Origin of the sequence: Oceanimonas sp. CAM02 (assembly GCF_032842915.1) — a bacterium.
GTDB classification, from domain to species: Bacteria; Pseudomonadota; Gammaproteobacteria; order Enterobacterales; family Aeromonadaceae; genus Oceanimonas; species Oceanimonas smirnovii.
This window is the reverse complement of sequence record NZ_JAWJBK010000031.1, coordinates 1-19,916: the sequence shown is the minus strand read 5'-3', so window position 1 is coordinate 19,916 and position 19,916 is coordinate 1. Positions and strand designations below refer to the sequence as shown.

The window sequence follows — 19,916 nt, the reverse complement described above, 5'->3', positions numbered from 1 at the left end:
CATGACCGCGACATCAACGCCGCGACAAACATTAAAGCCGCCGGGCTGGCGGTGTTAGCCCTTGGAGAGAATGTAAGCGGCATGGGGTCAGTCTCCGTGTCCGGTTCTCGGTGAATTGGGAATCCCCTTCCTTTAGGGAGGTGAGCAGTCAATAGTATGAATGGTGCATTGTTGAACATGAGGCTGGCGGCGGTACCAGCATAAAAACAACCGGTAGCCGGCACTCAGCAGCCAGCGCACCGAGCCGGGCTTTGCCCGCCGGCGATAAAAGGCAATTTCCCGATCGCACAGGCCGCAACGGCCATCGTAAAATACGGTCAGCATGGTGAAGAATCCTTTGGTAACTACTGATAATGCTGAGCTTTTAAGACCGGAGCAGGTGGATGTTGCTTTCATCGCACTTTTCGGCTTTTTGGTGCGTTTTTCAGCGAACAACCTATTACAATGGATGTTTTGATGATCATCGGGCGGTGAAAATGGATATTCCAGTACAAATCAAGCAGCAAACCTGCATGGACTGCCTGAGCGGTCACTCTCTCGGGTTTGACATTCGCATGGCCTTTCAGCCCATTATCGACTGGCAGCAACAAGACATTTTTGCCTACGAGGCGCTGGTGCGTGGCCCGGAAGGGCAGGGAGCCGGCTGGGTATTTGAGCGTATCAGGGACGACAATAAATACTACTTTGATCAAATGTGCCGGGTTAAAGCCATTGAAACCGCGGCCCGGCTGGGTTGTGACCGGCTGCTCAGCATTAACTTTCTGCCCAATGCCATCTACAACCCCGACACCTGCATTCGCGCCACTATAGAAGCATCTGAACTGTACGGCTTTGATCTGAACAAGATTATTTTTGAAGTGACCGAAGGTGAGCGCATTGTCAGCCAGCAAAAGCTCAAACGCATTTTTGAGGCATATGCCCGCTACGGCTTTTATACCGCCATTGATGATTATGGTGCCGGCTTTACCAGCCTCGAATGGCTGCATAGCTTGCGGCCTTCCATTGTAAAGCTGGATATGAGCATGGTGCGCGATATTGATAACGAGCCCGCCAAACAGCAGCAGCTGGCCGAGGTGCAGCGGGTGTGCGCCGAGCTGGGCGCCCTGGTGCTGGCCGAAGGCATCGAAACCGTGGAAGAGCGGGATTATCTGGTGAATGCCGGTGTGCGTTATTTGCAGGGCTACCTGTTTGCCCGCCCCATGCTGGAAGAGCTGCTCGGCCCTGAGCAGATCACAGGGTGGAGCAGGGTTGCCTGACGGACGAACACCATGGACAGGATCTACTCACGAGAACTGCTTCGGCTGCAGGCTGAAAACGAACGATTAAAGCGCATTGCTGCCGATGCTCGGGAAAAGCTGGAAGCGGCCATGGACGGCACCGGCCTGTGCGTGTGGCAACTGCATGTGCCCAGCGGTAAGCTGGTTATCTTTAACCGGCGCTGGGGCTCCATGCTGGGTTTTCAGCCCAAGGAAATAGAAGCCAGCTTTGAGGTGTGGAAGGCCCACCTGCATCCGGAAGATCGGGAAGAAGTACTGAATAACTTTTTTGATCACCTGCACGGGCGCAGCGAGTTTTATGAAGTGCAGCACCGCATGGTGGCCAAAAACGGGAGCGTTACCTGGGTGCAGGACAGAGGCCGGGTGGTGGAGTGGGACGAGCAGGGCCGCCCGCTACGCGTGATGGGCACCCATGTCGACATTACTCAGGAAAAGGAATACGAGCTTGCTCTGTCGCGGCTGGCTCACAAGGATCCGCTCACCGGCCTGCTCAACCGCAGCGGATTGATCGAGCGTTTCAAGGCGCTTAAAACCGAAGGCGCGCTGACCCTGTGCTTTATTGATCTCGACGACTTCAAGCAAGTCAACGACACCCTGGGCCACCGCGCCGGCGACAGGCTGCTGATACAGCTTACCGAGCGGCTGCGCTTCTTGTGCCCGCCGGACGTGGTGCTGGGCCGATTGGGCGGCGACGAGTTTGTGCTGCTGCTGCCTTGGGCCCTACAGAATTCGCAAACCCAGCCGTTGGCCCAGGCCTGCATCGACTGCCTGGATACACCCTTTGAACTGGATAACGGTGAAGCCTTTGTGGGCATGAGCATGGGGGTGGAAGGCGTGCGAGAGCAGGACGACTTTGCCGATGTCATGGCCCGGGCCGACGCCGCCATGTATCAGGTAAAACGTGCCGGTAAGCGCGGCATGGCCTTCAACACAGTGCCGTTGGCCGGCCAAATTGGCGTGAATGAGCGCAGCCGGCATATCGGTTAACCACAAAAAAGGCCCCGCATTGCGGGGCCAAACCAGACTAACAAGCATACTACCGAAGCAATTATTTGCTCATCAGCTCGGGCACATCGCACTCCTGGGGCTCAATGGCCAGACTGGTGGCATGGCCGGCGGGCTGGCGCAGGCCAATGATCACCTGCCAGGTGACCGCCAGGGCACCGACGATAAACACCACATCACCAAAGGTGCGCACCCAGCGCAGGGTTTGCAGCAGGCCCTGCTGCATAAAGCTTTCGCTGCGGGCATACCAGAGGCCTTCGCTGGCGCTGGCCACAAACTGAATCACCCCCACCGGCAGCACACTGGTGAACAGCATCAGTGCCAGGCCGCCGTTCATCCACCAGAAGGCGGTTTTCATCAGTGACTCGCTGAATACCAGATTGGGGCGAATATAGCGCAGCACCAGCAGGGCAAATCCCAGCGCCAGGAAGCCATACACCCCGAACAGGGCGGCATGAGCGTGAGTGGGCGTGGTGTTCAGCCCCTGTATGTAATAGAGCGCCACCGGGGGGTTGATCATAAAGCCCAGCACACCGGCACCCAGCATGTTCCAGAAGGCCACCGCCACAAAGAACATCAGCGGCCATCTTACGTTTTCCATCCAGGGCGCACTGTTTTTCAGCCGCCAGTTTTCCCAGGCCTCATAACCCAGCACCACCAGGGGCACCACTTCCAGGGCACTGAAGGTAGCACCCACTGCCATTACCGGGGTGGTGGTACCGGAGAAGTACAGGTGGTGGAAGGTGCCGGGAATGCCGCCCAGCATAAACAGCGAGGCCGAGGCCAGGCTGGCGGTGGTAGCGGCACGCCGGGACACCAGTCCCATGCTGCAGAAGATAAAGGCCAGCGCCGTGGTGGCGAACACTTCAAAGAAGCCTTCCACCCACAGGTGCACAATCCACCAGCGCCAGTACTCCATTACCGAGATATGGGTGCGCTCGCCGTAGAAGAAGCCGGCACCGTAGAAGAGGCCAATGGCGGCACAGGACGCAGTGAGCAAAGCCAGCAGGTGGCGATCACCGGGCTGACGCAGCGCCGGCACCACGCCGCGCAGCATCAGCACCAGCCACAGCACTATGCCGGTGAACTTGCCAATCTGCCACAGCCGGCCCAGATCCACATATTCATAGCCCTGATGGCCCAGCCAGAAGTTGAGGCTGGCAGGCATAATTTGCGCAATGGCCAGATAGTTGCCCACAAAGCTGCCTACCACCACGGCCACCAGCGCCCAGAACAGCACGTTTACCCCCAGTGCCTGATATTTGGGATCCTTGCCGCCATTGATGATGGGGGCGAGGAACAGGCCGGCGGCGAGAAAGCCGGTGGCAATCCAGAACAGGGCGCTCTGAATGTGCCAGGTGCGCAGCAGTGTGTACGGGAACCACTTCGACAGCTCAATGCCGTAGAAATGCTGACCTTCCACCGTGTAGTGGGCAGTAGCGCCACCCAGCAGCACCTGAAAGGTAAACAGCGCCACCACCAGGAACACATATTTGCCCAGTGCCTTTTGAGATGCAGTGAGGGTAAAGGTGGTCAGCGGATCTTTCACCGGCGGCTCGGGGGCGGCTTCGTCTTCCTTGCGCAGAAACGACCAGGCCCACACCAGGCCGCCCACACCGGCAATCAACAGCACCACGCTGGCAATGGACCAGACAATGTTCTCGGCGGTGGGCTTGTTGTCAATCAGCGGCTCATGGGGCCAGTTGTTGGTGTAGGTGGCGTAGCTGTCCGGGCGCTCGGTGGCGGCTGCCCAGGCGGTCCAGAAGAAGAAGTTGTTCATGTCGGCCCGGCGCTCGGCGCTGGGCAGGGTATTCTCCTTCATGGCAAAGCTCTGGCGAGTGCTGCGCAGGGCAGGATCGTCACTGAACAGCTTGTCGTAATAGGCAGCGGTGTCGGCCATGGCCTGAGCACGACGCTCCGACAGCACCAGTACGTCAGCCTCGGCATCGTAGCTGTTGCTGCGGTATTCCTGTTTTAAGCGGTGTTGCAGCATGGCCTGTTGTTCGCCCTCAAGATTGGCATAAGCGGTGCCAAATTCATCCTGAGCGGCCAGCTCCAGCCAGGCCACCAGCTCCCGGTGCAGCCAGTCGGCGGTCCAGTCCGGTGCCTGGTAGGCACCATGGCCCCACACCGAGCCCAGTTGCATGCCACCCACCGATTGCCAGGCGGTCTGGCCGTCGAGAATGCCGTCGTGGGTGGTGAGCAGGGTGCCGTTTTCGGTCACTACCTGAGCGGGAATGGGCGGGGCCGTGCGATACACCTCACGGCCAAAATAGCCAAGAATGGCAAAAGTAATGCCAACAACCACCAATAACAGTAGCCAAAGGCGACGATAGTTAGCCATGTTGCACCTCCTGGTGCCGGGAAGGGGAAAAGAGAAGGTTGTTTTCCAGATGAATGTGCTGCATCAGGTCGTTCTGCAGCTCCTCAATGCCCGCATACAGCGCCTGCCAGCTGCCGCAGGCATCGGCGGGCAGGGCAAGGTGATTGGTCAGCTCCAGCAAGCGGGCCAGGGCCTGACCATGGTCGTTATGCTCCATGCGCATCACGCTGATCGGCCCTTGGGCGGGAGCAAACAGGCCCCGGCGCAGCATGGGGAACAAAATCTGCTCCTCCTTCTGCATATGACTTTCCAGCTCCTGCCGCATTTCTGCCAGATGATCCGCCAGGCCATGGGGGCAGAGCGGGTGTTCGCCGTGCACCGCTTCCACCCGGCGGGCCAGTTCAATCAGCTCGGGCAACTGCTGGCGGTGCACTTCGTGATAGCGCGCCAGAATATGATCAATCAGCTCACCGGTGCCGGCCTCGGCCCAGTTGGGACTGTTATCGCAGCGGGCGGGCAGGGCTTCCAGCCGGGCAATCACCTCGGCGGCATCCAGACCCCGCTCCGACAGGGCTTCGCTCAGCAGGGCATTACCGCTACAGCAATAATCCAGCCGGTAATGATGAAACACCCGGGTGGCCCCCGGAATTTCCCTGGCCAATGAGCCCAGGGAGTGGTTGAGCAGGCTCATGATATGGCTCCTTGTTCATGTTACCCTTGCTCAATAAATTGCACTTTACATGCCATTTTTTAAGTTGTTGATTTATATGTAGTAAAAATAATATGTGGTTTTATTTACCCTGCTCAAGTAGGGTAAATAAAACCCTGTTGTGGTAAAAATAACCATGCTCTATGAAATGTTGCTGGCGGATCTGGCCGCCGAACTACCCAGAGCCGTACGACTACAAAGCCTGGTGCGTATGGTGCGAGAACATTTTGGCTGCGGTGCCGTGTGTCTGCTGCGGCTGCAGGATGGCGTGCTCAGCCCGGTAGCAGTGGAAGGCCTGGTGCACGAGGCGCTGGGCCGGCGCTTTGTGGTGGCCCAGCACCCCCGGCTGGCGGCCATTCTGGCCAGCCGCAGCACTGTGGCCTTTGCTCCCGACTCGCCTCTGTCCGATCCCTACGACGGCCTGCTTGAGCAACATGTAGGCGAGGCACTGCCGGTGCACGACTGCATGGGCATCAGTTTGTATGTAAATGGTGAGCTGTGGGGCGCAATGACCCTGGATGCACTCACCGCCGGCACCTTTGATCAGGACGCGCGCGATTCCCTGCAACGGCTGGCGCTCACCGTGGCTGCGGCGGTACGCATGACCCGGCTGGAGCGGGACATTCGTGCCCTGCGGCTGGCCCGGCAGGATTCACCCGTGCAGCTTGGCGACCGGCAGGAAGGGGAAATTCTGGGGCAGAGCACCGGGCTTAAACGACTGTTGCACGAGCTGAATGTGGTGGCCGACTCGGATTTGCCGGTGCTGCTTACCGGCGAAACCGGCGTGGGCAAGGACTTGTTCGCCCGCCGCCTGCATCAGCGCTCGCCCCGCAAAGACAAGCCGCTGGTGCAGGTAAACTGCGCCGCCCTGCCGGAAACCCTGGCCGAAAGCGAGCTGTTCGGCCATGTAAAAGGCGCTTTCTCCGGTGCCGGCAACGCCCGGCCCGGCCGCTTTGAAGCCGCCGACGGCGGCACCTTGTTTCTGGATGAAGTGGGCGAGCTGCCGCTGGGCATTCAGGCCAAGCTGCTGCGCACCCTGCAAAACGGTGAAATTCAGCGACTGGGGGAAGACGAACCGCGCAAGGTCAATGTAAGAATTATTGCCGCCACCAACCGCCAGCTGCACGACAGCGTGCGCGATGGCCACTTTCGCGCTGATCTCTATCACCGGCTGTCGGTGTATCCGGTGCCCATTCCGCCGCTGCGGGAGCGGGATGGGGACGTGCTGATACTGGCCGGCCACTTTCTCGAGCTGAACCGGGGCCGGCTGGGCCTGCGCAGCCTGCGGCTCTCGCCCGCCGCTGAGCGAGCCCTGTGCGCCTACGCCTGGCCCGGTAACGTGCGCGAGCTGGAGCATGTGATCAGCCGCGCCGCCATCAAGGCCCTCAGCCGGGGTGCCGACCGCGCCGACATCATCACCCTGGAACCGGAGCTGCTGGATTTGGCCGGCAGTGAGCCATTAGCCGAACCCGCACAGACAGCAAGCATACCCAAGGCAGCTCCTCACCCGCTGGCCAGCCTGCAACAGGTGACCAATCAGGCCCAGCAACAGGCCATAGAGCAGGCGCTGGACGCTACCGAACACAACTGGGCCGCCGCCGCCCGCTTGCTGGAAGTGGACCCCAGCAATTTGCATAAACTGGCGAAGCGGCTGGGGATGAAGTGAGGTGAGTATTTGAAATAAAAAGACCCGCTGTGGGAGCAGCGGGAAAGTTTCATACTGAGCTTACTTTTTCACTTTCTAAGCTTAATGATCTTTAAGATAGTTCAATTCGTCCTTATATGACATGGTTGGCTCATATAATTGATGGTATCCTTTTCCTAGAGCCCCTCTGAACTGAATCAAGTTTGGCTCATTTTTTCCTATTGATAAGATGTGATCTATTGCTATCCCAGGGTAAGGATCAATAAATACAATATCTTTGATTCCTAATTGGTATGCTTTTTTTGCGCACAATTCACATGGGCTTGCTGTTGTGAATAGTTTTCCGCCTTCTATTCCGGCTGAGCCATATTTAGCCAGTTGTAGGAAAGCGTTTTCTTCAGCATGCAGTGATCTTGTATGGACTTGATTTCCTGAATCATCCAAAGAGTTCTTTATATCTTTAAAGCAATATGAAAGATTCTTTCCTTGAGTGCCTATCTTTCCAGATATTTTTATTAGTTCACCTTTAGCTGCATCCCTAAAGTCACTGTTTTGACGTTCATATGTACTATAGGTAACTTCATCAAATGTATTTGCTAGCTCATCAAGAGATCTTAGGTTGCATGGAACTTGTCCTTTTGCTACATCATTCCAACCTACTGATTTGATAGAGTAGTTTTCATCAGTTACAACTGCTCCAACTTGTCTAGATATACAGCCAGAATTAACTTTCGCAGTATATGCAATTTGCATAACCCGTTCAATGTTTGTTGGTGAAATTAACCCAGGGTGTTTTATTAATGCCAAGTACCAAGCTAATTGTGCTTTCAGTACATTATTGTTATCAATTTCATTTCTTGGGTTGAAAATATGAATGTCCGATATTTCAATGCACCTTTTTACATTTTGGCTTATGAAGTCAGCATCATCAACTCTTGTTTTTCCAGATTCTCTACGTTCTAATTCGTCAAATTCATCTACAGTGTATTTATGGACATTTTGTAAGTAAGCTTTACGATCTTCATTCGGTGCATTTATTGATATTAGATAAAATGCCGAATAACGATCTTTGAAGAATTTAGCTTCATAAGGATTTCTTATTGCATCTATTACTATGAAAGCACCTTGTGAGTTTATTTGTCTGATGCTTTTTATCACTCTGTTGATCGTTTCAGGGAGGTGAAAGACGGACTCTGGCTCGAAGGCTTTCTCTTTGTATTTAGATTCAACTTTTCCTGTTCTTCTAATGGAGTTTCCTGCAGCTTGATAAACTCTTATATATAGCTCATTATTGATTCCCCTTAACTCCTTTTTGAAGTCTTCAGTAAACTTTCTTATTAGTTTCATGAAAGAGAAAAATTTTGTTTTTTCTCTTACTGAAAGCTCAAAGGGGGTGCAATGGTCGAGCATTTTATTAGAGATGTTCTTTAGTACACCTTTCTTTGTGTATGTTAGTTGAAAGCTACCTTTTCTTATTAGTTCGTAAATGCTTGCTCTACTTATATTGTCGGTTTGTTCTTTTATGAAGTCCACAATTTGTGTGGTTGTTAAAGTTAGTAAGTAGGCTGAAATTAAATCACTAACCTTTATTGATATGAAAGGGCTGTAGTTCTCTTTTGTGTAATGAGATGCAATTTTGTACCTCTTAGAGTCCAATTCGGAGAAAAATGGTTCTTTTTTATGTTTGACATTGTCAACGTGAGGGAAGTCAGCCTTTTCATTTTCTAAAATGCTGGCGGCGGTTGTACAGCCCGAACCAGTTCTACCAGTTAACCCAAGAACGATAAACTTGCTACGTTCATGAAATAGTCTAGAAATCATTTCATTATTTTTATTTTTCAATGCTCACTCCAGTTTTTGGATTTTTAGTGGTTTTGAGTAAATAATTATATCTTACTTTTCACCAGCCTGATTATAGTTATCGGTGTTCAAGTATGGCTCATTATCGACCTTTGTAAGGATCTAAAGGTTTCGAGTACAACAATGCCCCGTATCCATCAAACCTCAATGGCTCACGCCCGGCCCGTTTGCGCAGCCAGTTCACGCCCTTACGCACCGAGGGAACTCTGAACAGCCGGCGTTCCAGCCGGTAACAGTCCTGACTCCTGGTTGATCACCACCAGACAACAGAGGAGAACGCTCTTTACAAGCGAATGAGAATCAGGTTCAATAACAATATCAATTGTTATGTTATAACGGTATCATTCATGAAGAAGAACATTCATCCCGCCTACGAATATGTGGTGTTTAAGGACACTTCCTGTGGCAAGACCTTCCGCATTCGCTCTACCTGTACCTCTGCCGAGACCATCGTCTGGGAAGACGGCAACACTTATCCTCTGGTTAACCTGGATATTTCCAGCGCCTCGCATCCTGTGTATACCGGCGAGCAGCGTCAGGTGGGTAACGAGGGTCGGGTGGCCCAGTTCAACAAACGTTTCGGCAAGCTGGCCAGCAAGTAAGCCGGATGTTGTGTCTTCAGACACACACTCAGGCAAGCCAGTAATCAACGCGCTCCGCTTCGGGGCGCGTTTTTGTTGGGAGCAAGGTGGGTGGCGATGTTTCATCATCTTCAGCCCGTGGTTGGGCAGTCATAAAATCTTCATGTAAACGATTACATGCTTTAAGTAAACGTTAACATCACTGTAAAAAAGCAAATCTATAGTGCCTTCCATCAGCAGGAGGGCAGTTATGAGCAGAACGGTTACCATCAGGGATATTGCACAGCACTGTGGCTTGTCTATTGCCACCGTGTCCCGGGTCGTCAACAACAAGGGGGCGGTACGGGCCGAAACCGTGGCCAGGGTAGAGGCTGCAATCAGCGCACTGGGCTACCGTCCGAGCATGGCGGCGCGGGCACTGAAAACCGCCAGCAGCATGACCCTGGGGGTGATCATTCCCAGTCTGACCAACCCGGTGTTTGCTGAAACCGCCGCAGGTTTGCAGCAGCGGTCCCGGACCCTGGGCTATACCCCGTTAATTCTCTCCTCCGATTATGACGATGCGCTGGAACTGAGCGCGGTGGAAACCCTGCTCGCCTATCAGGTAGACGGAGTGTTGCTTACCGTGAATGACGCGGCCCGCAGTGCCGCCCTGCAGCGACTGGACGAAGCTGGTGTGCCCTATTGCCTGATGCACAATGTGCCGCGTGAGCAGATGGCAGCCCATGTCGGCGTCGATAACTTCTGTGCCGCCGCCGAGGTGGCAGAGCGCATTCTTGCTGCTGGCCATCGCTGCATCGGCATGATTTCGGGCGAATTTGTGCGTACCGACAGGGCCCGGGATCGCCATGCGGGCTTTCTGTCGGGCCTGCATCAGGCTGGCGTGCAACTGGCACAGCTGGTGCAGGTGGATCCGGTCAATGCCACTGGACTGGCGCAGGCGCTGGCTGCCATTTATAACCGGCCGGGAGCACAGCCGACCGCCTGGTTCTGCTCTAACGATCTGCTGGCGCTGGCCACCATTGCCCAGCTGGAGCAGCTTGGCCGGCGGGTACCCGATGATGTGTCTCTGGTCGGATTTGATGGTATTCAGGCCGGCGCGCTGCGCATGCCAGCCCTGACCAGCGTGCGCACCCCCAATCTTGAAATTGGCAGTACTGCCGTGGATACCCTGATGGCCCAGCGTCATCTCAATGCTTTGGACACGGGGCGTCAGCTCAGCTACCAGCTGGTGGCGGGTGGCACCCTGACGCCCCTTACCGATTCCCCCGTTAAACCCCTTAGTGAGAGATAACATCATGCTTAAGCAACGTGTAGTTAAATGGGCTTCAGCCCTGGCCGTGACTGCCAGTGTCCTGGGTGGCCAGGCCCAGGCCGCCGATGCCATCTGTTATAACTGCCCGCCTCAGTGGGCCGACTGGGCTACCCAGCTCAAGGTTATCAAGGAAGAGCTGGGCTACCAGGTTCCCTTTGACAACAAGAACTCGGGCCAGACCCTGTCTCAGCTGCTGGCCGAGCAGAACAGCCCTGTGGCCGATGTGGCGTATTATGGTGTGTCGTTTGGCATTACCGCTGCTGAGAAGGGCGTCACCGAGTCTTACCAGCCTGCCAACTGGGAGCAGATCCCTGATGGTCTGAAGGATCCGCAAGGCCACTGGTTTACCATTCATTCCGGTACCCTGGGCCTGTTTGTGAACGTGGACGCTCTTGACGGCAAACCGGTGCCTCAACGCTGGAAGGATCTGCTCGATCCTGCCTATAAGGGCATGATCGGTTATCTGGATCCGTCCAGTGCCTTTGTCGGTTATGCCGGTGCGGTTGCGATCAACGGTGCGCTGGGAGGGGATCTGGACAACTTCGAGCCCGGTCTGAATTTCCTGGCTAAACTGCAGGAAAATGCTCCTATTGTGCCCAAACAGACCGCCTATGCCCGGGTGCTTTCGGGCGAGATCCCCATCATGCTGGACTACGACTTCAATGCCTACCGTGCCAAATACAAGGACGGTGCCAATGTACAGTTTGTGATCCCCGAAGAAGGCAGCGTGGTTGTGCCCTATGTAATGAGCCTGGTGAAGAACTCGCCTAATCCGGAAAAGGGCCGGAAGATCCTCGATTTCGTGCTTTCCGACAAGGGCCAGTCGGTATGGGCCAACGCCTTTCTGCGACCGGTCCGCCCCGATGCCATGTCGGAAGACGTGAAGGCCCGTTTCCTGCCCGAGTCTGATTATGCCCGTGCCGTGGCGGTAGACTACGGCAAAATGGCCGAGGTTCAGTCCGGCTTCCAGCAACAATACCTTGATCGCATGCAGTAATTGGTGACCAGGGCGGGTGCCAGGCACCCGCCCTGATTCCACTTTTGATTTTCCCCTGTTGAGAACATCCATGTCTGTTTCAAGCAAACGCAACCTCAGCCTGATGATGCTGCCGGTGCTGATCATTACCTGCGCCTTTTTTCTGATCCCCATGGGTCAGCTGATCCTGGTCTCGGTCAGTGGTGACAATGGTGCCATGAATTACTGGCAGGCACTGACCGACGGCCGCTATCTGCGCAGTATGCTGGAGACCCTGATGCTGTCGGTAGTCACCACGCTCACTACCCTGGCGATTGCGCTGGTTGCCGGCCTGTTTCTGGCCCGCAATCAGTTTGCCGGCAAGGCATGGCTGGTGTCGCTGATGACGTTTCCGCTGGCGTTCCCCGGTGTGGTGGTGGGCTTTCTGGTGATTATGCTGGGTGGCCGTCAGGGTCTGAGCGCCGAGCTTGGACTGTTGCTTGACGGTTCACGCTGGACCTTCGCCTACTCGCTGGCCGGGTTGTTTGTCGGCTATGTGTATTTCTCCATTCCCCGGGTTTTGCTGACGGTGATGTCCGCGGTGGAGAAGATGGATTTGATGCTGGAAGAGGCGGCCCGTTCGCTCGGGGCCTCACGCCTGCGCATTGTGCTGGATGTGATCCTGCCGGCGCTCAAACCGGCGCTGATCGCCAGCGGTGCCATCTGCTTTGCCACTTCCATGGGGGCCTTTGGCACCGCCTTTGCGCTGGCCAGTGGCATTAATGTGATGCCGATGACCATTTACACCGAATTTACCCTGGGTGCCAATATCGCCATGGCGGCGGCGTTGAGCATCATACTCGGCCTTATCACCTGGCTGGTGCTGCTGCTGGCACGCTCGGCCTCGGGGGCCAGTTCCACTCCTGCCGCCTGAGGACACCGCCATGAAACGACCTTTTTCCTATTATCTGCAACTGGCGTTCACTCTGCTGGTGTGCGCTTTTATGGTGGTGCCGGTACTGATGTCGGTAACGGCCGGCCTGACCAGCAACTACTTTCAGGGTCTCTCCAGCGGACTGACCCTGCGCTGGATAAATGAAGTGCTTACGCTTTACAGCGATACCCTGTGGCTGACTCTGCAGCTGGCGCTGTCGACCCTGCTGGTGAATCTGCTGGTAGGGGTGCCGGCGGCCTATTATCTGGCAACGTCTGCCAGCCGCTGGGCGCGTATTTTTGAAGAGCTGATCGTGCTGCCGGTGGCCATTCCCGGCCTGGCCATTGCTCTGGCGCTGATCATCGCCTATGGCGGCCATGGTGATCTGCGCACCAGCTGGCTGTTTATTCTTATCGGCCATGTGCTGTACACCCTGCCGTTTATGGTGCGTTCGGTGCTGGCAGTGCTGCACAGCATCGATTTCAAACAGCTGGAAGAAGGGGCTGCCAGTCTGGGGGCCGGCTTCTGGCGTCGCTTTCGCGACGTGGTCGTGCCTAATTGTAAAGGCGGCATCATCAGCGGCGCGCTGATGACCCTGACCCTGTCGGTGGGTGAGTTCAACCTTACCTGGATGCTGCATACGCCGCTGACCAAAACCCTGCCGGTGGGACTGGCAGACTCCTATGCCTCAATGCGGCTGGAGATCAGCAGCGCCTATACCCTGATTTTCCTGCTCATGCTGCTGCCACTGATGATAGGTGTGCAGTGGAGTGGCACCCGGCTGCGCAAGCCGGCGGCCCGTTAATCCGTATTTTGTTTCAGGACTGACTCAATGACCATTAATGAACACGGCGTTGCCATTCGCCTGCAAAACTGCCGCAAAACCTTTTCCGACGGCACCCTGGCCCTGCACCCGCTGGACTTGACCATCCAGGCCGGCGAGACCCTGGTCTTGCTCGGTCCCTCGGGCTGCGGCAAAACCACCACACTGCGCATGATTGCCGGCCTGGAGTTTCCCGATGAAGGGGGCCGCATTCTGTTCGGTGATGAAGATGTAACGCGTCAGCCCATTGAAAAACGCAAGGTGGGCATGGTGTTTCAGTCTTATGCCCTGTTTCCCAATATGACGGTGGCCGAGAACGTGGGCTATGGCCTCAAGGTGCAGAAGGTGAAAACCGCCGACATCAAACGGCGGGTGGCTGAGATGCTGGAGATGATGGAGTTGGCTCCGTTGGCCCACCGGCGTATCAGCCAGCTGTCGGGCGGTCAACGGCAGCGGGTGGCGCTGGCACGGGCGATTATCACCAGCCCGCGGGTGCTGCTGCTCGACGAGCCGCTCACTGCCCTTGATGCCTTGCTGCGCGACCGGCTGAGGGCTGATATTAACAGCCTGCTGCGCAAACTCGGCATTACCGCTATTTATGTGACCCATGATCAGGATGAAGCCATGGCACTGGGGGATCGCATTGTGGTGATGGAGCATGGCCGGGTATCCCAGATTGGCACCCCGAGGGAAATTTATTTCGAACCCCAAAATGACTTTGTGGCCGACTTTATCGGCCAGATCAACGTGTTTGAGGGCCTGGTCCGTAACCGCTGTATGCAACTGCCAGGGGGAAGCCTGCCGGGGGTGGCGCTGGCCGACGGCCCCGGGCGAATTCACTGCCGGCCGGAAGATATGGAGATCACCGAGGCCGGCAGTGGCCAGCTGACCGGCGTGGTGCAGCAGACCCAGTTTATCGGCGATCGTAACCGGGTGTGGGTGAGCGGTGTCAGTGAACAGCCGGTACTGGTGGACTGCGACGGACGGGCGCAGTTTACGCCGGGGCAGACGGTGGGGCTGTTAATTAAACCGGATCAGATGATCCGGCTGGATCAGCAGCGGGTGAGGGCAGCATGATCATTGCGCAACTGACAGATCTTCATATCAAGGCCGGTGGCAAGCCGGCTTATGCCGGCAAGGTGGACACGTTTGCCCGGCTGCAGCAGGCGGTGGATCACCTCAATAACCTGCAACCCCGGCCCGATCTGGTGCTGATCACCGGTGATCTCGGCGATTTCGGCAGTGAAGCCGAATACCGCCAGGCCCGGCTGGCGCTGGATCGGCTGCTGATGCCGTTTTATCTGGTGCCGGGCAACCATGACGATCGCCGCGCCTTGCGGGCGGTGTTTGCGGATCATCAATACCTGTTTCAGAGCCAGGATCATCTGAGCTATGCCATCGACGGCCTGCCACTGCGTCTGGTCGGGCTGGATACCAGCGTTCCGGGCAAACCTCATGGCCTGATTGACGCAGAACGTCGTGACTGGCTGGAGCAGACCTTAAGCCGGGCTCCGACGCAGCGCACCCTGCTGTTTATGCATCATCCGCCGGTGGCGGTGGGGCTCGAGCACATGGATGTGCAGCGGCTGCACGGTGCCGATGAGCTGGCCGGGGTGCTGAAGCAGAATCCGCAGGTGGAATTGCTGCTCTGCGGTCACCTGCACCGGCCGGTGGAGTTTATCTGGTGCGGACGGCCGGTGTATGTGGGGCCGGCCCATAACCATGCGGTGACCCTGGATCTGCGGCCCGGCGCACCTTCATCTTTCACCAGAGAGCCGGCGATGATCCGCCTGCTTTATCTGCATCCGCAAAGCGGCCTGCTGCTGAGCCACCAGAGCCATGTGGACGACAGCGATGGCCCCCATCCGTTTTTTGACCAACAGGGCAGGCTGATAGACTGATGAAACCTATAAACCAGCTGTCTCCGGCCCGGGCCGGTGCCATTCGTTACATTCTCACCGATGTGGACGATACCCTCAGTTACCGGGGCCAGCTGCTGCCCCGGACCCTGCAGGCACTCTATGATCTGCGCGCAGCCGGCATTACCGTGGTGCCCATTACCGGCGCTTGCGCTGGCTGGTGCGATGCGCTGGTGCGTCTGTTACCGGTGAACACCGTGATTGGCGAGGGCGGCGGCTTTCGTTTTCAGCTTGATGGTCAGGGTCTGAGCACCGAATACTGGTTGCCCGATGAGCGTCGCCATCAGCAGCGGGAACAACTGGCAGCGGCGGTGAACGCGGCGCTGACCGCCGTGCCCCGGGCCATGCTGGCGGCGGATCAGTCGTTGCGGCTGACTGATATGGCTATCGATATCGGCCAGGCGGTGACCCTGAGCACCGACGAAGTCAGCGCGCTGTGCGCCGAACTGGACCGGCATGAGGTGAACTATGCCACCAGCTCGATTCACCTTAATGTGTGGAGCGGTGATCACAACAAGTGGCGCGCCGCCGAGCGTTATTTCACCGCCCGGCTGGGACTGACCCCGGATCAGATCCAGGCTCAGGTGCTGTGCATTGGTGATTCGGCCAATGACGAACCGATGTTTCGTGCTCTGCCGCTGAGTGTGGGGGTGGCCAATATCGTCCACAGCCTGCCCTGGCTGGCTAGCCTGCCGTCCTATCAAACAGAAGAGGAAGGGGGTAAGGGCTTCGCCGAAATGGCCGAGCACCTGCTGAAGGCAAGGGGGGAAGTTACATCCGGGGTCGTGGTCAGCGAGACAACGGCTTAGCCGGGGTATTGTGATGCAGAGCCAGGACAACGACCGCCATCGCGGCCGCTAGGTGTGTCTGGCCGGTTACTCTTTCTGCAGAGTGACATCAAAGCGAATATCGGCCTGCAGGTTGTTGTCGGGGTTGTGTCCCGCCTGCAGGCTTTCCATATATAGCAGGCTGGCTTTGACACTGCCGCTGGCGCGGCCGGTGTCGCCGTTAAATTCCAGTACATCCAGCTGAATGGGAACCTCTTCTTTGGTGCCATAGTGCGGGGTGAGGGCGCTTTCCGGAAAGTAAGATACGGAAGCATGGCTGGCTTTGCCTTGCATCACCATAAAGTCGATGACGAATGTGCCCTTGGTTTCAAATTTGTTCTGGCGGTGGCCTTGTATGGATACGCTATACATGCTGGGCATAAGTTCACTGAAGTTGGCGGTGGAGCCTTGCTCATGCTCCAGAATGTGCCAGCTGTGTTGTTTTCCGTCCAGGGTGCCCGTCAGTTCGTTGGCAACAGCCAGAGGGGCCACGAGCAGGGCCAGCGTCAGTGAGGTGGTGATTGTTTTCATGAGTGCTCTCCGCTTGGATACCGGTTTACCGGTTGTTGTGCACTCAGTGTAGAACACAAAAAAACCGGCGGCCTTGGGGCGCGCCGGCAATGTATTGCGACGAATGGTTACAGCAAAACGAACTCAGTTTTCCAGGCTGCGCACCCGGCTGGCCAACGCGGCAAAGTCAAAGGGGTTGCGGTTGGGCACCAATAGCAGCAGGGCGGAAATGGCCACCGGCACAAAGGTGGCCAGCAGGAACGACTCCAGCAAATAGGTGGCGGCTTCGCCCGGGGCCGGGAACAGCATCAGGCCGGCCACCAGACCGCCGAGGGTGCTGAGCATGGCGTTCCAGCCCTGATAACGGGCATTGTAAAAGCCAAAGAACACCGGAAAGGCAGCGGCGCAGCACAGCAGGTCTGCCAGCAGGAACAAATAAAGTACGCTGAAGCCCTGCGAGGCCACATACAGCACCGGAATGGAAGACAGCACAATCAGCCAGCGCGACAACCCCAGCAGAGTGTGCACGCTGGTGTTGGGCAGCAGCCGGCGCAGGTCTACCACCAGCATGCTGGTCAGGCCGCTGATGGTGGAGTCGGCACTGCTCATGATCAGCGCCAGGCCAAAGGGCAGCAGGCCAATGGCAAACCACAGCGGCATATTGGGCATCAGCACGCTGAACAGCGCCACCGAGCCGTCGCCGGGCAGGTTCAGGCCCACAAAGGCCAGGCCAAACAGTCCCATAATAAAGATGATGGGAAAGCTGAGCACGCCGCTCAGAATAAAACCATTGCGGATTACCTTGTTGTCCCGGGCGGCAAACACCCGTTGCCAGGTGCCCTGATAGAACAGACCGGTAAGCACCACGGCAAGAAAGAAGGTGAGGCCCGATTTCAGCCCTGTGGTGTCGAGCGGATCAAGCAGGTGCGGTGCGCTTTGTTGCAGGCCGGCCAGGGCCGGGGCCAGACCGTCGGTGGCCTGCCAGCCCAGGGCAATCATCACCAGCAAAAACGGCAAAATCACCAGCATCTGCACGCGGTCGGTAAAAATGGTGACCCGCAGGCCGCCATACAGGGTGTAAACAAGGGTGGCCACCATCACAATGCCGGCGGTAGTCCACAGCGGCACCGGTGCCAGCAGGGCCACCATCTGGGCAATGGCGGTGAGGCCGGCGGTGAGTGCAATAAACATATAGAACAGCATGATCACCAGCACAAAGCTGAACATGCCCCGGCCGTAGCGTCCCATTACAAACTCGGTGAGGGTATGGCCTTCGGGCATCAGCTCGCGAATGCGTTTGCCCAGCGGAATCATGATCAGCCGGGGGGCCAGCACGCCAAGGGCGTAGCCGGTAATGGCACCCACACCGCCCCAGGTGGCGGCCTGAGCCGGACCAAACAAAATCCAGGTGCCCATGGTGGTGGCCAGCAAGGTTAATGTAGTGGCGGTGCCGCTCTGGCTGTTGCGGGCCACAATAAAGTCTTCCGGTTTGTCGTTTTGCCGGCGGGCGTACAGCAGCCCGGGAATGGCGAAAACCGCCGCAAATAAACAGAGCCATAAAATGGCGGTGGTGGTGTCCAGCATGTGTTCTCCCTTTGCTCCCGCGAGCATGAAATAGCCGGGGTATACGGGCGAAAGGAAGAGGAGGGCGGATCGTCATGGTGCGGGATCGTTCGTTTCCTTCCCTTCGCCGGCATTATCCGGATCAGGTTCTAAGGGTTACCGCCTTGGTGGCGGAGTCTCAGCCCGTGTGGGCTCCCCCAGGAATGTGAAACGAGAGTAAGGTGCGGGGCCTTGATTGTCAATCAACTCAAATGCAACACAAAAAAGCGCGACCTGAGTCGCGCTTTTATTAATTGACCATGGTTATTTCACTATCCAGCCAATGTCTTCGCCGGCGCGAATGGGCACCAGCTGATCACCGCCCAGGGGCAGAGTGGCATCCACCGTCCAGGATTCTTTTACCAGAGTGATGGTGTCTGGGTTGCGGGGCAGGCCGTAGAAGTCGGGGCCGTTGTGGCTGGCAAAGGCTTCCAGCTTGTCGAGCGCACCGGCTTCTTCAAAAACTTCGGCATACAGCTCAATGGCGGCGTGAGAGGTATAGGCACCGGCGCAGCCGCAGGCGGCCTCTTTGCGGTGCTGAAAGTGCGGGGCCGAGTCGGTGCCCAAAAAGAACTTTTTGCTGCCGCTGGTGGCGGCACGCACCAGGGCGGCCTGATGGGTGTTGCGCTTGAGAATGGGCAGGCAGTAGTAGTGCGGGCGAATGCCGCCCACCAGCATGTGGTTGCGGTTAAACAGCAGGTGGTGGGCGGTAATGGTGGCGGCTACGTTGTCGCCGGCCTGCTCCACAAAGTTCACTGCGTGCTCGGTGGTGATGTGCTCAAGCACAATTTTCAGATCGGGGAAGTCGTGCACCACGTCGGGCAGCACGGTTTCCAGAAACACTTTTTCCCGGTCAAAGATGTCGATGCGCGAGTCGGTGACTTCGCCATGCACCAGCAGCAGGGTGCCGGTTTCCTGCATGGCCTGCAGCACCGGATAGATGTTTTTCACATCGGTGACGCCGGAGTCGGAGTTGGTGGTGGCACCGGCCGGGTAGAGTTTGCAGGCCACAATGTCGCCGCTGGCGCGGCCTTTGCGAATTTCGTCGGGGTCGGTTTTGTCGGTGAGATACAGGCTCATCACCGGCTCAAACCGGCTGCCTTCGGGGCGTACCGCCAGAATGCGCTCGCGGTATTCGTTGGCAAGCTCTGTGGTAGTCACGGGCGGTACCAGGTTGGGCATCACGAGGGCGCGGCCCAGATAGCGGCTGGCGTCGCGTACTGTGTCTTGCAGTTGCTTACCGTCGCGCAGGTGCAGGTGCCAGTCGTCGGGGCGGGTAATTGTCAGTGTGGTCATAGTCGGCTCGGCGTTATCCATTGCTTTCGAGGTCTTTATTATCCACCCGAAGCGGGTTTTCACCAAACCTATGGGAGCTTTAAGCGGTCAGCTGTCAGCTTTAAGCCGCTCGTACGCGCCTGCGGTTCATTGCAATCAGCCTGCTAATGCGGTGTAACAGGTATCACATAAATCCCTCAAGCCACTCGGGCTGCTGGAGTGGCCCCGATAAAGTAGACACTTAAGTTAAGCGGCCGCTGCGTAGGCATTGGGAGTTATTCCTCCCAGCGCCATGTGGCGCCGCACTTTCGGGTAATACTCGTCCGTATAATACCGGACTTCATCTGCCATTTCGT

Annotated in this window: 18 protein-coding genes and 1 riboswitch; of the genes, 11 read left to right on the top strand and 7 right to left on the bottom strand. The window is 56.9% G+C overall.

The genetic code is table 11. The annotated features are described in order from the left end of the window. Positions 1-132: 132 nt before the first annotated feature. Positions 133-324: a DCC1-like thiol-disulfide oxidoreductase family protein gene (locus R0I78_RS12065; RefSeq protein WP_317075495.1), complete on the bottom strand. Its 192-nt coding sequence runs from the start codon at positions 322-324 to the stop codon at positions 133-135. A gap of 152 nt (positions 325-476) precedes the next feature. Here R0I78_RS12065 and R0I78_RS12060 point away from each other — a divergent pair, with 152 nt between their 5' ends. Then, positions 477-1,256: an EAL domain-containing protein gene (locus R0I78_RS12060; protein WP_317075494.1), complete on the top strand. Its 780-nt coding sequence runs from the start codon at positions 477-479 to the stop codon at positions 1,254-1,256. 12 nt (positions 1,257-1,268) lie between these two features. Then, entirely contained in the window at positions 1,269-2,264 is a 996-nt protein-coding gene (locus tag R0I78_RS12055; protein WP_317075493.1) for a diguanylate cyclase domain-containing protein, read from the top strand. Positions 2,265-2,325: 61 nt separating this feature from the next. Here R0I78_RS12055 and R0I78_RS12050 read toward each other — a convergent pair whose 3' ends face one another. Both R0I78_RS12050 and ytfE read right to left on the bottom strand, forming a co-directional pair. Continuing rightward, the gene (locus R0I78_RS12050; protein ID WP_317075492.1) at positions 2,326-4,626 is read right to left on the bottom strand and encodes a nitric-oxide reductase large subunit; all 2,301 of its coding nucleotides are present in this window, start codon (positions 4,624-4,626) and stop codon (positions 2,326-2,328) included. Beyond that, a complete protein-coding gene (ytfE, locus tag R0I78_RS12045; protein ID WP_317075491.1) occupies positions 4,619-5,296 on the bottom strand; it encodes an iron-sulfur cluster repair protein YtfE in 678 nt (225 codons plus the stop codon). Before ytfE ends, R0I78_RS12050 begins: the two co-directional genes overlap by 8 nt. 154 nt (positions 5,297-5,450) lie before the next feature. On the opposite strand from ytfE, the gene norR reads away from it, so the two are divergent. Beyond that, on the top strand, positions 5,451-6,980 hold the full coding sequence (gene norR, locus R0I78_RS12040) for a nitric oxide reductase transcriptional regulator NorR (RefSeq protein ID WP_410506581.1): 1,530 nt from the start codon (positions 5,451-5,453) through the stop codon (positions 6,978-6,980). An 81-nt stretch (positions 6,981-7,061) separates the two neighbouring features. Here norR and R0I78_RS12035 read toward each other — a convergent pair whose 3' ends face one another. Next, positions 7,062-8,801: an anti-phage dCTP deaminase gene (locus R0I78_RS12035; protein WP_317075489.1), complete on the bottom strand. Its 1,740-nt coding sequence runs from the start codon at positions 8,799-8,801 to the stop codon at positions 7,062-7,064. A 365-nt stretch (positions 8,802-9,166) separates the two neighbouring features. Between R0I78_RS12035 and R0I78_RS12030 the strand changes: the two genes are divergently transcribed. The 8 genes from R0I78_RS12030 (at position 9,167) to R0I78_RS11995 (ending at position 16,155) form a co-directional block, all read left to right on the top strand. Continuing rightward, entirely contained in the window at positions 9,167-9,421 is a 255-nt protein-coding gene (locus tag R0I78_RS12030) for a type B 50S ribosomal protein L31 (RefSeq protein WP_317075488.1), read from the top strand. A 229-nt stretch (positions 9,422-9,650) separates the two neighbouring features. Then, positions 9,651-10,694 carry a LacI family DNA-binding transcriptional regulator gene (locus R0I78_RS12025; protein WP_317075487.1) on the top strand — a complete coding sequence of 348 codons (1,044 nt, stop codon included), beginning with the start codon at positions 9,651-9,653 and terminating at the stop codon, positions 10,692-10,694. A 4-nt stretch (positions 10,695-10,698) separates the two neighbouring features. After that, positions 10,699-11,712: an ABC transporter substrate-binding protein gene (locus R0I78_RS12020; protein WP_317075486.1), complete on the top strand. Its 1,014-nt coding sequence runs from the start codon at positions 10,699-10,701 to the stop codon at positions 11,710-11,712. A gap of 70 nt (positions 11,713-11,782) precedes the next feature. Then, positions 11,783-12,604 (top strand): ABC transporter permease, encoded by an 822-nt coding sequence (locus R0I78_RS12015; protein ID WP_228213944.1) that lies wholly within the window; start codon positions 11,783-11,785, stop codon positions 12,602-12,604. 10 nt (positions 12,605-12,614) lie between these two features. After that, on the top strand, positions 12,615-13,409 hold the full coding sequence (locus R0I78_RS12010) for an ABC transporter permease (protein ID WP_317075485.1): 795 nt from the start codon (positions 12,615-12,617) through the stop codon (positions 13,407-13,409). 27 nt (positions 13,410-13,436) lie between these two features. Further along, positions 13,437-14,504: an ABC transporter ATP-binding protein gene (locus R0I78_RS12005; protein WP_317075484.1), complete on the top strand. Its 1,068-nt coding sequence runs from the start codon at positions 13,437-13,439 to the stop codon at positions 14,502-14,504. Further along, on the top strand, positions 14,501-15,328 hold the full coding sequence (locus R0I78_RS12000; protein ID WP_317075483.1) for a phosphodiesterase: 828 nt from the start codon (positions 14,501-14,503) through the stop codon (positions 15,326-15,328). Before R0I78_RS12005 ends, R0I78_RS12000 begins: the two co-directional genes overlap by 4 nt. Continuing rightward, positions 15,328-16,155 (top strand): HAD-IIB family hydrolase, encoded by an 828-nt coding sequence (locus R0I78_RS11995; protein ID WP_317075482.1) that lies wholly within the window; start codon positions 15,328-15,330, stop codon positions 16,153-16,155. Before R0I78_RS12000 ends, R0I78_RS11995 begins: the two co-directional genes overlap by 1 nt. Positions 16,156-16,221: 66 nt before the next feature. Here the strand turns inward: R0I78_RS11995 and R0I78_RS11990 are convergent, their stop codons facing one another. The 3 genes from R0I78_RS11990 to pyrC all read right to left on the bottom strand — a co-directional run bounded on the left by R0I78_RS11990 (position 16,222) and on the right by pyrC (position 19,581). After that, a complete protein-coding gene (locus R0I78_RS11990; RefSeq protein WP_317075481.1) occupies positions 16,222-16,704 on the bottom strand; it encodes a hypothetical protein in 483 nt (160 codons plus the stop codon). 123 nt (positions 16,705-16,827) lie between these two features. Continuing rightward, positions 16,828-18,267 carry a sodium:solute symporter family transporter gene (locus R0I78_RS11985; RefSeq protein WP_317075480.1) on the bottom strand — a complete coding sequence of 480 codons (1,440 nt, stop codon included), beginning with the start codon at positions 18,265-18,267 and terminating at the stop codon, positions 16,828-16,830. 81 nt (positions 18,268-18,348) lie between these two features. Then, positions 18,349-18,455: riboswitch (TPP riboswitch) on the bottom strand. Positions 18,456-18,549: 94 nt separating this feature from the next. Then, a complete protein-coding gene (gene pyrC, locus R0I78_RS11980) occupies positions 18,550-19,581 on the bottom strand; it encodes a dihydroorotase (RefSeq protein ID WP_317075479.1) in 1,032 nt (343 codons plus the stop codon). Between the last annotated feature and the right edge of the window lie 335 nt (positions 19,582-19,916).